This window comes from Candidatus Burkholderia verschuerenii (genome assembly GCF_001189365.1).
Lineage (GTDB): Bacteria > Pseudomonadota > Gammaproteobacteria > Burkholderiales > Burkholderiaceae > Caballeronia > Caballeronia verschuerenii.
The window spans coordinates 1-13,882 of the sequence record NZ_LFJJ01000156.1 but is presented as its reverse complement, the minus strand read 5'-3'; the positions used below and the strand labels follow the sequence as shown (position 1 = coordinate 13,882).

The following is a 13,882-nucleotide window of genomic DNA, read 5'->3' as shown; positions in this document are numbered from 1 at the left end:
TTCGATGCCAGATTGCTGTTCGATCCGCCGCTCGAAATCAACACGCAGCCCGGTCTGCCCGCCGATTTCGCCGCCGCCGACGCGATGGAACGCCTGATCGCCGATGCGCGCGCGCAATCGAATCCGTTGCCCGACGCCGTTTTCGCCTATAACGATGCAGCGGCCCTCGCCGCGATGCGCGTCTGTCTCGCGCGCGGGTTGCGCGTGCCGGAGGACATCGCGTTCGTCGGCTTCGACGATATTCCCGCCGCCGCGCAGAGCACGCCGCCACTGTCGACGGTCGCCATCGACAAGGAAGCGCTCGGGCGGCGCAGCGTCGAACTGCTGCTGGAAGATCATCCCGAACAAGGCCAGGCCGACACGCTGGTGGACGTCAACTTCATTCCTCGCGCGAGTACCCGGACCGGGACTTGAGCCAGACATGAGAACGACATGAACATGACCGCAACTCTCGCCGAAGCACCCGTCGCGGAAAAGAGCACATCGATCGATTTCCGCAGCCGCGAATTCCTGCTTTCGCATGTGCGCGACACGCTGGCCTTCTATGCGCCGAACGGGCGCGATCCGTCGGGCAGCTTCTTCCACTTCTTCAAGGACGACGGCAGCATCTACGACCCCACGACGCGCCATCTCGTCAGCAGCACGCGCTTCGTCTTCAATTATGCGATGGCGTATCGGCATTTCGGCGACGCGTCGTATCAGGACGATGCGCGCCACGCCTTCAACTTCCTGCGCGACGCGCATTGGGACGCCGCGCTCGAAGGCTACGACTGGGAAATCGAGTGGCGCGACGGCCAGAAATGCACGCTCGACGGCACGCGTCATTGCTACGGCATGGCCTTCGTGCTGCTCGCCTGCGCGCATGCCGCGATGGCCGGCATCGACGAAGCGAAGCCGATGATCGACGAAACCTTCGCGCTGATGGAAAAGCGCTTCTGGGACGCCGACGCCGGTCTCTACGCCGACGAAGCCACGCCGGACTGGCGAGTCTCGGACTATCGAGGCCAGAACGCGAACATGCACGCGACCGAAGCGCTGCTCGCCGCCTACGAGGCGACCGGTCACGTGCTGTATCTGGATCGCGCGGAAAAGATCGCGGGCAATATCACGCTGCGTCAGGCGAAGCTGTCGAACGGCCTGATCTGGGCGCACTTTCATCGCGACTGGTCGGTGGACTGGCACTACAACGAATCGGATAGCTCGAACATCTTCCGGCCGTGGGGTTTTCAGCCGGGACATCAGATCGAATGGGCGAAGCTGCTGTTGATTCTGGAGCGGCATCGCAAGCTGCCGTGGCTGGCGTCGCGCGCGGTCGAACTGTTCGATGCCGGTTTCAACCGCGCGTGGGACAGCCGTCACGGCGGCCTGTACTACGGCTTCGGCCCGGACGATTCCATCTGCGATCACGACAAATACTTCTGGGTGCAGGCGGAAAGCTTCGCGGCGGCGGCGCTGCTCGGCGCGCGCACGGGCCGCGAGCGTTTCTGGGATTGCTACGACGAACTCTGGCGCTATAGCTGGGAGCATTTCGTCGATCACGAATACGGCGCGTGGTATCGCATTCTGACCTGCGACAACCGCAAATACGGCGACGAAAAAAGTCCCGCCGGCAAGACCGACTACCACACGATGGGCGCATGCTACGAAGTGCTGAACGCCCTCGGTTCCACCTCGACCACACGGTGAAAGAACATGGCAAGCGAGCACGGTAACTTCCCGCAATTCGTTTCCGCCGGCGACATCCTGACGGACATGATCCGCACCGATGTGTCGAGCTGGCTGTCGCGTCCGGGCGGCGCGGGCTGGAACGTCGCGCGCGCGGTCGCGCAACTCGGGCTTCCGACGGCATGCGCCGGTTCGCTCGGCACCGACAATTTCTCCGACGATCTGTGGGATGCCAGCGTCGCCGCCGGTCTCGACATGCGCTTCATGCAGCGCGTCGAGCGCCCGCCGCTGCTGGCGATCGTCCACAAAACGCAACCGCCGACGTACTACTTCATGGGCGAAAACGGCGCGGACCTCGCGTTCGATCCGTCGACGCTGCCGCAAGGCTGGATGGAGCGCGTGAAGTGGGCGCACTTCGGCTGCATCAGCCTCGTGCGTCAGCCGCTCGGCGCGACGCTCGCCAGGCTTGCCGCCACCTTGCGCGAGCACGGCGTCAAGATCAGCTTCGATCCGAACTATCGCAATTTGATGGAACACGGTTACGAGCCGATTCTGCGCAAGATGGCGGGTCTCGCCGATCTGATCAAGGTATCGGACGAAGATCTGCATATGCTGTTCAAGGGCATTCCCGAAGCCGACGCCCTCGCGCAAGTCCGCGCGATGAACCCGCAAGCCACCGTGCTGGTCACGCGCGGTTCGGGCGAAGCGACGCTGCATGTCGGCGATCAGACCTACAAGGCGCGGCCGCCGAGCGTGACCGTCGCGGATACGGTCGGCGCGGGCGATGCGTCCATCGGCGGACTGCTTTACAGCCTGATGGCGCGTCATGGCGAGTGGCCCGATCATCTGAAGTTTGCGCTCGCGTCGGGCGCGGCGGCGTGCCGTCATTCGGGCGCGCATTCGCCGACTTTGCGGGAAGTCGAGGAATTGCTGGGCTGAAACCGAACAAGTCCGCGCTGGAACGCCCGTTGCGCCGGAGGTGAAACGCTTCCGCTCTGACGCACGCAACACCGCGTGCTAGAGTGAATTTGCGTCCTTGCCACGAGGTGATTCCATCATGGAAGACACGACCTACACGAAAGGCATCTACACCGCGACGATCGGCGTGCGCGCCACCGATTCGGGCCAGTTTCAGGGGCTCGTGTCGCTGAGTCGCGACGATGGCGAAGCGGACGAGGCGACCGTCTACGAAGTGGAATCCGCGTCGGAGAACGAGGCGGAAGCGCTGGATGAAGCGCGGGCGCTCGCGCACCGCATCCTCGGGGAAATCGAACTGTAGAGGCAGCGGAGGGCATCATGCCGGAGCAGATCTTCCTATATGGCGTCTACGCGATTCACGTGCGCCCCGTTGAACTTCAGGGCGCGCGCTGGGACGCCGAATATGAAATCCGTCACAACGACCGAGCCGTGCAAGTCTGGACGACGGTCGGCGGCGACGCCGGCCTGACGGACAAGGCCGAAGCCGTCGAACTCGCGCATCAACGCGGCGTCGCCGATATCGAAGCGGGCGCGGGCATCCCGAAACCGCCGACGTTTCCTTAAAGCCTCTACGGCTTTTTCGCCAGGCGCTGCGCCTCGCGCAGATCGATCGCGGTCGCGCGTTCGACGTAATCGAACAGCACGCCTTGCGGCTCGATCAGCTTCGCCATGAAGGCGATTTGCAGCGTGCTCGCCGCGAGGATATCGACGGCGGTGAAGCGCTCGCCCAATAGTCACGGCCCTTCTTCGAGCGCGCTTTCGATCGCGTGCTCGACGCGGCCCAGATCGCCCCAGCCGAAACTCACCGTGTTGCTCTGCGCGCCGGTGATCCGCTCGGCCATCGCGGGTTCGAGACACGAGCCGGTGAAGAACATCCATTGCAGAAAGCGGCCGCGCGCGGGATCGTCGAGCGCGACGCCGAGTTGCGTTTCCGGATAGCGATCCGCGAGATACAGCAGCACCGCGCCGGATTCCGCGATACACGCGCCACGATCTTCGAGCGCGGGCAGCTTGCACATCGGATTCACGCGATTGAACGCCGTCTCGTTCTGCGCGCCCGCGCGGATATTCACGAATTCGAGGTCGTACGGCACGCGCATTTCTTCGAGCATCCACAGAGCGCGGAAGGCGCGCGTTTTCGGCCAGTAGTAGAGCTTCATCGGCTTGCGTTTCCTTCGGTCGTGATCGAACGGTCAGGTTAGTCTGAAGCACGCGGATGTCCGCTTCGGGTTAACGCCGAGATGGGCCGGATCGAGAAGAATTCTCTCGTGTATCTCGAAAAACACCGCGCGGCTTCTCCACTTGCCCGGATCTCCGGCGAGACAGCAAAAAATTTCCGGTAATGGCGGCGAAAAATGTCGTATCGCCTCACATAAGAAAACTGGAGATTCGATGAACGCCCGCGTCCCCGCCGATGCCTTTTCCCCGCGCCTGTCCGACTACCAACTCAGCGACAACCTGAGCGCGACGACCGGCCGTATCTTCCTGACTGGCACGCAGGCGCTCGTGCGGCTCGTGCTGATGCAGCGCGAACTCGATCGCGCTGCCGGATTGAACACCGCCGGTTTCATCAGCGGCTATCGCGGTTCGCCGCTCGGCATGGTCGATCAGCAATTGTGGAAAGCGAAGAAGCTGCTCGAATTGCACGATGTGCGCTTTTTGCCCGCGATCAACGAGGAACTCGGCGGCACCGCCGTGCTCGGCACGCAGCGCGTCGAATCGGATGCGGAGCGCACCGTCGATGGCGTGTTCGCGATGTGGTACGGCAAGGGCCCGGGCGTCGACCGCGCGGGCGATGCGCTCAAGCACGGCAACGCGTACGGTTCGTCGCCGCATGGCGGCATGCTGGTCGTCGCGGGCGATGACCACGGTTGCGTGTCGTCGTCGATGCCGCATCAAAGCGATCAGACGATGATCTCGTGGCACATGCCCGTGGTGAATCCGTCGAATGTGGCGGACATGCTGGAATTCGGCGTCTACGGCTGGGCGCTGTCGCGCTTCTCGGGCGCGTGGGTCGGCTTCAAGGCGATATCGGAGACGGTGGAATCTGGCTCGACGGTCGATCTCGATGCGCTGAATCTGACGTGGCCGGCGCCGAAAGATTTCACCGCGCCTCAAGGCGGCCTGCACAACCGCTGGCCCGATCTTCCGAGCCTGACGATCGAAGCGCGCCTCGCCGCGAAGATCGACGCCGTGCGCCACTTCGCGCGCGCGAACAGCATCGACAAGTGGATTGCGCCGAGTGCGCGCGCGAACGTGGGCATCGTGACGTGCGGCAAGGCGCATCTCGATTTGATGGAAGCGCTGCGTCGGCTGGAGTTGACCGTCGACGATCTCGATGCGGCGGGCGTGCGAATCTACAAAGTCGGCCTGTCGTATCCGCTCGAAACGACGCGGCTCGATACCTTCGTCGACTGGCTGTCGGAAGTGCTCGTGATCGAGGAAAAAGGTCCGGTCATCGAGCAACAGATCAAGGAGCATCTCTATAACCGCGAACATGGCGCGCGGCCGGTTGTGATCGGCAAAAGCGCTCAGGACGGCGCGCCGCTGCTCTCAGCACTGGGCGAACTGCGTCCGTCGCGCGTGCTGCCGGTGTTCGCGGACTGGCTCGCGCGTCACAAGCCCGCGCTCGATCGCCGCGACAAGGTGGTCGATCTCGTCGCGCCGCAGATTCTGTCGAATATCGCCGATGCCGTGAAGCGCACGCCCTACTTCTGCTCGGGCTGTCCGCACAATACGTCGACGAAGGTGCCGGAAGGATCGGTCGCGCAGGCGGGCATCGGCTGTCACTTCATGGCGTCTTGGATGGAGCGCGATACGACCGGTCTGATTCAGATGGGCGGCGAAGGCGTCGACTGGGCCTCGCATTCGATGTTCACGAAAACGCCGCACGTCTTCCAGAATCTCGGCGACGGCACGTACTTTCACTCGGGCATTCTCGCGATCCGTCAGGCCGTCGCGGCGAAGGCGAACATCACCTAAAAGATTCTCTACAACGATGCCGTCGCGATGACCGGCGGCCAGCCCGTCGACGGCAGCATTTCGGTGCCGCAGATCGCGCGGCAAGTGGAAGCGGAAGGCATCGCGCTCTTGGTCGTCGTGAGTGACGAACCGGAAAAGTATCAAGGTCACGAAGATCAGTTTCCGCGCGGCACGACGTTTCATCATCGAAGCGAACTGGACGATGTGCAGCGCCGTCTGCGCGAACTATCCGGCGTGACCGTGCTGATCTACGACCAGACGTGCGCGGCGGAAAAGCGCCGTCGCCGGAAGAAGGGCGAGTTTCCCGATCCGGACAATCGTCTGTTTATCAACGAAGCCGTCTGCGAAGGATGCGGCGATTGCGGCGTGCAATCGAATTGCCTGTCCGTCGAGCCGGTCGAGACCGAACTCGGGCGCAAGCGTCGCATCGATCAGTCGTCGTGCAACAAGGATTACTCGTGCGTGAACGGCTTCTGCCCGAGCTTCGTCACGCTCGAAGGCGCGACGCTCAGGCGCGCGGAAGGTCACGCGTTCGATCCCGCCGAACTCGCGCGACGCGTCGAGGCCTTGTCGATTCCGCACACGCATCTCGACCAGGCGCCGTACGACATTCTCGTCACCGGCGTCGGCGGCACGGGCGTCGGACGGTCGGCGCGCTGATCAGCATGGCCGCGCATCTGGAAGGCAAGAGCGCGTCGGTGCTCGACTTCATGGGCTTCGCGCAGAAGGGCGGCTCGGTGTTGTCGTTCGTGCGCTTCGCCGCGACGGATGCGTTGCTCAATCAAGTACGCATCGACACGCAGCAAGCCGACTTGCTGCTCGCCTGCGATATGGTCGTCGGCGCAAGTCCGGAAGCGCTGCAAACGGTGCGGTACGATCGCACGAAGATCGTCGTGAACGCGCACGCTATTCCGAACGCGAGCTTCGTGCAGAATCCCGACGCCAATCTTCACGCGGACGCGCTGATCGACAAGATGCGTCACGCGGCGGGCGTCGATGCACGCGACGCGCTGCGCAGTTGCGATGCGCAAGCGCTCGCGACGCGTTTCCTCGGCGACACTATCGGCGCGAACATTCTGATGCTGGGTTTCGCGTGGCAGCTCGGGCTGGTGCCGGTATCGCTGGCGGCGCTGATGCGCGCGCTGGAACTCAACAACGTCGCTGTCGATAAGAACAAGCTGGCGTTTTCGATCGGACGCCTCGCGTCGGCGGATTTGAGCGCGCTCGAATCGCTGACGGCGCAGGTCGTCAGGCGAAACATCACGCAGGCGGAAATGTCGCTCGACGAATTGATCCGCGATCGCGAGGAACGGCTGCTTGCTTATGGCGGCGCGAAATATGTGAAGCGGTATCGTGCGTTGATCGCGAAGGCATCGTCGGCGAACGAGGAGATAAAGCGCGCCATCGCCATCACGTTCTACAAGCTGCTCGCCGTGAAGGACGAATACGAAGTCGCGCGCCTGCACACCGATCCGGCGTTCCGCGCCGCGCTCGCCGCGCAATTCGAAGGCGCGGCCGGCGACGATTATTCGGTGAAGTTCAATCTCGCGCCGCCCACGCTCGCACACGACGGCGCGCCGAAGAAGAAAGTGTTCGGCCAATGGATGTGGACCGTGATGGGCGGTCTCGCGAGGTTCCGCGCGTTGCGCGGCAGCGTGCTCGATCCGTTCGGCAGAACGCTCGAACGTCGCATGGAACGCCAGCTCGCGCTCGATTACGAAATCACGATGACGCGCGCTTTATCGAACCCACGCGACTTGAGCGACGTCCAGGCGCTCGCCGCGCTGCACGAACGCGTGCGCGGCTACGGCCACGTCAAGCTCGCGAACGTCGCGATGGTCAAGCGCAGCGAACGCGAGATCGCCGCGCGTCTGGGTATCGAAGCGGCGACGAGCAGCGCGGTTCAGGCCGCCATCGACACGATGAAGGGCGCGTCCGTGCTGAAGGGCATTCCGGTCGTCGTGACGAAATAAGCGTCAGTCGATGTTGTCGTCGAAGGTCCAGTCGATGTCGCCGCACAGCACGCAGCGCTTGCCGTTCAGACGCGTCTCGACGGACAGCGTGACGCACGGCATCGCTTCGTTGATCGACAGATACGGCTTGGTCACCTGCACGCGCTCGGGATCGGCGAGCGCCGCGCGGAAATACGGGCGACGCAGCCAGTTCGCGCCCTGCGCGTCGATCAGCGGCAGATAGCGCGTTTCGTGCGACGCGCGATCGGCACGCAGCACGACATTGCGTCCGGCCTGCTTGCCGTTCGCATCAAGCAGGAAGCAGCGGGCGGCGTTATCGAGCGCGAGGAAATTCCAGCAGACTTCTTCGAGCGGCTCGCCCGCCGCGAGCCGTTCCGCCGCGCGCTCGAACGCGCGCACATACGGCTGAAGCCGCGTCGCGACGCGTCGTTCGCGCGCTTCGGTCTGCTGCCGGTAACGCTCCGTCAATTCGCCGATGATGGTCTGCGCGTGCACGCCATCGGTGAGACCCGGATGCGGCCGCGCGAAGAAAAAGCCCTGCACGAAATCCGCGCCGCTCGCCAGCGCCAGTTGCGCCTCGTGTTCGGTCTCGACGCCTTCGATCAGCACGAGCTTGCCCGCATCGTGCAGCAGCGACACGATGCCCGACAGCACCGCTTCCATGTTGCGGCGCTGCTTGAGCGTGCGCGCCGACGGCGTCGCATGCACGTTATGGCCGGCGTGCGAGAGCATCACGCGGTCGAGCTTGACGATATCCGGATCGAGTTGCCAGATCCGTTCGATATTCGTATGCCCCGCGCCGAAATCGTCCAGCGCGATCAGAAAGCCCTGATCGCGGAACTGCTGCACCGCCAGCGCGAGCCGCTCGATATCCTCGGCGCTCTGCTCGAGCACTTCCAGCACGACGCGGCGCGGCTCGATATGCAGACGCCGCAAATTGCGCCATCAGCGCGGCGGCGTGATACGGCTCGGTCAGCGCGCCGGGATGCACGTTCAGAAACAGCCATTCGTCCTGCGCGCCGAGCATCTTGAAGTTTTCCAGATGCAGCGCCTGCGCGAGCCGGTCGATCTGCAGCGCTTCGCCGGTGCGCGTCGCCTGGCCGAACACGTCGACGGGCGGCACCGGGCGATCCAGCGTATCGTGCGCGCGCAGCAGGCCTTCGTAGCCGACGGCGCGCATATGCGACAGGCTGAACACGGGCTGGAAGACGCTCGACAGCGTCCATTCGCCGTGCTCGACGGAATAGCGGTCGAGGCCGGACATCACCCCGAGTTCGAAACTGCGCGTGAAGACCGTGGTCTTCTCCGGATTCACGATCACCATGACGACACCCCGACTGCGACTTGCCCAGGTCTCGCGCCGGACCCGTTCGATACCGTTTTCATAGGAACAGCCCTCGTTGAACTCCGAGGGTCTGACGTCCCTCGTGGAGTCGTTAAAGCAAGGTCCGTGCGCGCGACGCGGCGTGATTTGCCGTCGAATGCCTTGCAGCGTGCACCGTCGGCAGGCGATTTGGCGTGCACACGCACTGCTACGGTGCATCGCGCCGCGCTGTCCGAAGAATGCCCATGTCTGTCCACGTCATAAGCTCGGGCTAAACTGCGGGGTCTCATCGAACTCATCCTAGACGGCGTGGGCGGATGCCGCCATCGTGCGCCGTGCAGTAGCGCACACATGGAAATCGTCTTTACCGTTCTCATTCTTCTTACGACCGTCGCCCTGTCCGGGCTCGGCCTGTCGCTGCTTCCAGTGAAGCTGCCGCTGCCGCTCGTGCAGATCGTCATCGGCGCGTGTCTCGCGTGGCCGGGCTTCGGGCTGCACGTCACCTTCGATCCCGAACTGTTCATGCTGCTGTTCATTCCGCCGCTGCTGTTCGCGGACGGCTGGCGCATTCCGAAGCGCGAGCTGTACATGCAGCGGCGCGCCGTGCTGATGCTCGCGCTCGGGCTGGTGTTCATCACCGTCGGCGCGCTCGGCTATTTCCTGCACGCGATGATTCCGTCGATGCCGCTGCCCGTCGCCTTCGCGCTGGCCGCCGTCTTGTCGCCGACCGATGCGGTCGCGCTGTCGGGCATCGCCGGACGCAACCGCATTCCCGCCAACCTGATGCATATCCTCGAAGGCGAAGCGCTGATGAACGACGCGTCCGGCCTGGTCGCGCTGAAGTTCGCGATCGCGGCGGCGCTGACCGGCATGTTCTCGATGCGCGAGGCGACCATCAGCTTTTTCATCATCGCGGCGGGCGGGCTGGCGATCGGCGCGGCGATCAGCTGGGCGGTGACCGAGATTCCGCAGCGTCTGCTCCGGTTTTCCGAGGACGACGATCCCGCCGCCGGCGTCGTGCTGACGATCCTGATTCCGTTCGCGGCGTATGTCGTGGCCGAGCGCGTGGGCTGCTCGGGCATTCTGGCGGCGGTGTCGGGCGGCATGATGATGAACATCCAGAGCCTGCGCGACGGCATTCCGAGCGTCGCGCGCGTGCGCATGGCGAATACCTGGACGATGATCGAATTCGTCTTCAACGGCATGGTGTTCATCCTGCTCGGGCTGCAGTTGCCGCACATCATCGGGCAGGCGCTGGTCGAGGCGCATCACGATGGCTCGCGGAAAGTCGGCCTGCTGATCGGCTACGTGCTCGCGATGGTGTTCGCGCTGTACGCGCTGCGCTTCGTGTGGGTGTATTGCCTGCGCTGGTTCGCGAGCCGCGCGGCGGTCAAGCACGGTATCGAAAGCGCGGCGCCGGGGTTTCGCACGCTGGCGATGACGACCATCGGCGGCGTGCGCGGCGCGGTGACGCTGGCGGGCGTGCTGTCGCTGCCCGTGACGCTCGACAACGGCACGCCGCTCGAAGGACGCGATCTGGCGATTTTCATCGCGTCGGCGGTGATTCTGGCGTCGCTGCTGATCGCGGTGATCGGCCTGCCGATCTTGCTGCGCGGCACCGAGCGCCTGCGCAATCCGCATGCGGCGGAAGAACGGATGGCGCGGCGTCGCGCGGCGCAGGCGGCGATTCGCGCCATCGACGATACGCACGACGAGCTCGTCGTGCAGATGGACGAAGCCGCGTCCGCGCGCTGCGCCGATTCCACCGCGCGCGTGATGGGCATGTACCGGCGTCGTCTCGAATCCCTGGGCGACGACGAAGCGCCGCGCGTGGTCGCCAAGAAGAGCGAGATGGTCGAGACGCGCCTCAAGATGGCCGCGCTGAGCGCCGAGCGCGCGGAGCTGTTCAGACTCCGCGCGGCTCAGGCGATCAACGACGAGACGCTGTTCAAGCTGTTGCGCGAGATCGATCTGTCGGAGACGGCGATCGTCAATCGCAAACGCGGGCTGGCGGCCTGAACGCTCAAGCCGCCGCGCGCATTTAGTTGAACGTGTGCGAGACGTCGACCATCGCGCCGACATCCGGCGACGACAGCGTCGGCGACACGGTGATGCCGCCGTTCACGCGCCAGCGGCCATCGTCCGACGTCCCGCCGATGCCCATCGCGAGTCCGGCTTGCGAGTGGTAGTAACCCACGCCCGCCGCCGCCGAAATCTTGCCCGGACGATCGTCGTAACGCAGACCGGCGATCGCGATCGCGGCAGCGGTGCCGCCATACGACTTCTTCAGATTGGTGTCGATCTGGTTCTGCAAATCGCTGCTGCGCGCGTTCAACTGATTGACGTTGACCGCATCCGTGCCGGCGACGCCCGGCGCGACATTGGTCACGCGGCGCTCGTTGCCCGCCGATCCGACCGACACCGTATTCGCCTGATCCGCGACCGAGTTCGCGCCCAGCGCCACCGAGTTGACCGCGCTCGACTGCGCGCCCGCGCCGATGGCCGTGCTGCCCTGCCCGCTCGCCGCGCTGTGGTAGCCGATCGCGCTGCTGTCCTGCGCCGACGCGACGCTGTTGGTGCCCATCGCCGTGCTGCCCTGGCCCGACGCGACGCTGCCGCTGCCCGCCGCGAGCGCATCGGTGCCCGTTGCGCTCGGCACGAGATAGTTCGCCGGTTGGCTGGCGACCCACGGCTAATCGGTCGGCAACACGTTGATGACCGCGTTGCTGATCGCCGAGTTGAGCTGCGCGACGTTCACGCCGTCCGTATCCCCGACGCCTTGCGCGACGTTGTGCAGCGTGACGGGCGCGCTCGCGTCCGGTCCGACGAGCGTGACATCGTTCGATACGGGCGCGCCGTTCGCGCCGAGGCCCGTCGTGGGCGCGGCGGCCGTCGAGTATTGCAGCGGCGCGTTGTTCTGCAACGCGGCGACGGTGTTGTCGACGCCGGTCGTCTGCTGGCCGTAGACGGTGTAGGTCGGCGAGGTCAGTTCGCCCGTCGACGGATCGTAGGTCGCGCCGCCGCCGAGTGCCGTCGCGGTGCTGTTGCCCAGCGCGTTCGTCTTCCTGCTTTGCGCTTCGACGGCGAGATTGGTCGCGTTCAGTTGCGAACCGTTAACGGCGTCGGTGCTCGTCGCATCGACGCCGCCGGCGGCGAGGTTCGTCAGCGTGCGTTCCGAGCCTGCATCGCCGGTGCTCACCGTGCTGGTCGGGTCGATGCCCGAGACTTCGTACGTGACGCCGTCGATGGTCACGTTGGTCGTGGCCTGCACCGCCGCGGTCTTGCTGTTTGCGCCGAGCGCGACGTCGTTCGCGTTGCCGGCCTGCGCGTCCGCGCCCATCGCCATTGCATTGTCCGCCGATGCCTTCGACTTCGCGCCGAACGCCAGCGCGTTATTCGCCGCCGCCGACGCGCCCGCCGAACCGTCGCCGCCGATCGCGATCGCGCCGGTTCCGGTCGCCGTGCTCTGCGTGCCGAACGATACGCTGTAGTCGCCCGTCGCCGTGGCGCCGCCGTTATAGATGTTGCCGCCGACCGCGACTGCATCCTTGCCCGTCGCCGTGGCGTGATCGCCGATCGCGACTTGCGAGTAAAAGCCGCTGGCGTTCGCGTTCGCGCCGTTCGCCACGGGCGACGATCCGCCGGGGTTGGTCGTATCGCCGTTGGCCATATAGCCGATCGCGATGCCCGAGCCGGGAAAACCGCCCGTCGTGTTTTTCGTATGCGCGCCGAAATCCAGCGTCACCGATGCATACGCGCTGCCCGCGAGCGTGAATGCAGCCGATGCGAGCAGGCTGATCCATACGCTGATCTTCCTGCGCGGAGTGGTTAGTCGTTGATTGCGGTCCGACGCCGTGGGTTGCGTGCGAAGTTTAAGTTTCATCCTTTACCTCGTTCTTTAGAAATGGCTGTCTTCGCGCGTCTTTGTCGGGCTGCTTTCTGCTGGCGAGAGTCGTCGACAGGCGGCTTGATTGATATCCGTCAAGATAATTAGTTTTACAAATTATTTTGACTAATTTGACGCGTGAAGACAGCGAGTTAGCCGCAGTACATCGAAATCGATTTGCGGTGCACGGGACTTTATTGAACGAGGTCGTGGTGACACATCGGAGAAGTCTTAATGGTCGGGTGGGGTTTTTACTGTTGCTGGCGCTTGGTTGTTGGGGTTTGTTGTTTGGCTCTCTTATCGTGCTTTGTTTTGCAGTAACCGCCTCCCCGGCGGAGGGGTTACTTTCTTTGCGGCGGCAAAGAAAGTAACCAAAGAAAGTCGCTGGCCGATCAAAAGTGCTTCACACCGGCCCCGGCACAGAACTTTAGACTTGGCACAGCAATAGCGAGTGTCTTCGTGGCGCGTGATGGCGCTGGTTCCCATGCGATCAGTGCTTTCTCGCCCACCTCGGTAACGGTCCACTTCGGCTTACTCCGGCCCGCTGCGCGGCCGGTTCAGGTTCGTACAGGCAACCGGCAGGTGATCAGCGAAACGACATCGCACGCGGCATCGCGGTTATCGTTATTCGGCCCTACCTTGGTCGGCGCTCCTATGAAAATCACGCGCATACGCAAACCAAACGCGTCAGAGTTGGTGGCGAGTTGTTCGGTATCGGCAACGAATGCGAGCGGTTCTGCGCCAGGAGACAAAGCGCGACGATAGGCAATCTGCGAGAGGAGGGAGTTAGTGCCGCGCGACGCCCAGGAGGCGCACCGCGACTGCGCGTAGACCTGCGCCAGCGAATAAATTTCGTCGAAGCACTAACCGAGGTAGGACCGAATAACGGTAAAACCGATGGGGTATTCGAGGTCGTTTCGGTGATTGCCTGCCGGTTGCTTATACGTCCCTAAACCGGCCGCGCGAGCGGGCCGGAGTAAGCCGAAGGGGACCGTTACCAAGGTGGGCGAGAAAGCGCGAATCGCATGGGAACCAGCGCCCAGACACACGACGAGAACACTCGCTACTGCTGTG

The 13,882-nt window shown here is 64.1% G+C and carries 8 protein-coding genes and 3 pseudogenes; 7 read left to right on the top strand and 4 right to left on the bottom strand.

The genetic code is table 11. The features are described from left to right. From BVER_RS21535 to BVER_RS21515, 5 genes are all read left to right on the top strand, one after another. The coding region (locus BVER_RS21535) for a substrate-binding domain-containing protein (RefSeq protein WP_198155321.1) at positions 1 to 414 on the top strand (414 nt) is incomplete at its 5' end. Between the two features lie 18 nt (positions 415 to 432). After that, on the top strand, positions 433 to 1,686 hold the full coding sequence (locus BVER_RS21530; protein WP_050455017.1) for an AGE family epimerase/isomerase: 1,254 nt from the start codon (positions 433 to 435) through the stop codon (positions 1,684 to 1,686). Positions 1,687 to 1,692: 6 nt separating this feature from the next. Beyond that, entirely contained in the window at positions 1,693 to 2,604 is a 912-nt protein-coding gene (locus BVER_RS21525) for a carbohydrate kinase family protein (RefSeq protein ID WP_050455016.1), read from the top strand. A 118-nt stretch (positions 2,605 to 2,722) separates the two neighbouring features. After that, the gene (locus tag BVER_RS21520) at positions 2,723 to 2,944 is read left to right on the top strand and encodes a hypothetical protein (protein ID WP_050455015.1); all 222 of its coding nucleotides are present in this window, start codon (positions 2,723 to 2,725) and stop codon (positions 2,942 to 2,944) included. Positions 2,945 to 2,961: 17 nt separating this feature from the next. Further along, entirely contained in the window at positions 2,962 to 3,207 is a 246-nt protein-coding gene (locus tag BVER_RS21515) for a hypothetical protein (protein ID WP_050455014.1), read from the top strand. A gap of 5 nt (positions 3,208 to 3,212) precedes the next feature. Here the strand turns inward: BVER_RS21515 and BVER_RS21510 are convergent. Next, positions 3,213 to 3,803, bottom strand: a pseudogene (locus BVER_RS21510) (glutathione S-transferase family protein). Between the two features lie 232 nt (positions 3,804 to 4,035). On the opposite strand from BVER_RS21510, the pseudogene BVER_RS21505 reads away from it, so the two are divergent. After that, positions 4,036 to 7,598: pseudogene (locus BVER_RS21505) on the top strand (indolepyruvate ferredoxin oxidoreductase family protein). A gap of 3 nt (positions 7,599 to 7,601) precedes the next feature. Here the strand turns inward: BVER_RS21505 and BVER_RS21500 are convergent. Beyond that, positions 7,602 to 8,922 (bottom strand): annotated as a pseudogene (locus BVER_RS21500) (EAL domain-containing protein). A gap of 351 nt (positions 8,923 to 9,273) precedes the next feature. On the opposite strand from BVER_RS21500, the gene BVER_RS21495 reads away from it, so the two are divergent. Next, positions 9,274 to 10,941, top strand: a complete 1,668-nt coding sequence (locus tag BVER_RS21495; RefSeq protein WP_050455013.1) for a Na+/H+ antiporter — start codon at positions 9,274 to 9,276, stop codon at positions 10,939 to 10,941. A gap of 22 nt (positions 10,942 to 10,963) precedes the next feature. Here BVER_RS21495 and BVER_RS21490 read toward each other — a convergent pair whose 3' ends face one another. Further along, complete coding sequence (locus BVER_RS21490; protein ID WP_050455012.1) at positions 10,964 to 11,581, bottom strand: YadA family autotransporter adhesin; 618 nt, start codon at positions 11,579 to 11,581, stop codon at positions 10,964 to 10,966. A gap of 33 nt (positions 11,582 to 11,614) precedes the next feature. Beyond that, entirely contained in the window at positions 11,615 to 12,805 is a 1,191-nt protein-coding gene (locus BVER_RS21485) for a hypothetical protein (RefSeq protein WP_050455011.1), read from the bottom strand. Positions 12,806 to 13,882 lie beyond the last annotated feature (1,077 nt).

Excerpts from the sequence above, each read along its gene's own strand:
- BVER_RS21515 (WP_050455014.1), top strand. The coding sequence starts at position 2,962 with ATGCCGGAGCAGATCTTCCTATATGGCGTCTACGCGATTCACGTGCGC.
- BVER_RS21495 (WP_050455013.1), top strand. The coding sequence starts at position 9,274 with ATGGAAATCGTCTTTACCGTTCTCATTCTTCTTACGACCGTCGCCCTG.
- BVER_RS21520 (WP_050455015.1), top strand. The coding sequence starts at position 2,723 with ATGGAAGACACGACCTACACGAAAGGCATCTACACCGCGACGATCGGC.
- BVER_RS21530 (WP_050455017.1), top strand. The coding sequence starts at position 433 with ATGAACATGACCGCAACTCTCGCCGAAGCACCCGTCGCGGAAAAGAGC.
- BVER_RS21525 (WP_050455016.1), top strand. The coding sequence starts at position 1,693 with ATGGCAAGCGAGCACGGTAACTTCCCGCAATTCGTTTCCGCCGGCGAC.
- BVER_RS21485 (WP_050455011.1), bottom strand. The coding sequence starts at position 12,805 with ATGAAACTTAAACTTCGCACGCAACCCACGGCGTCGGACCGCAATCAA.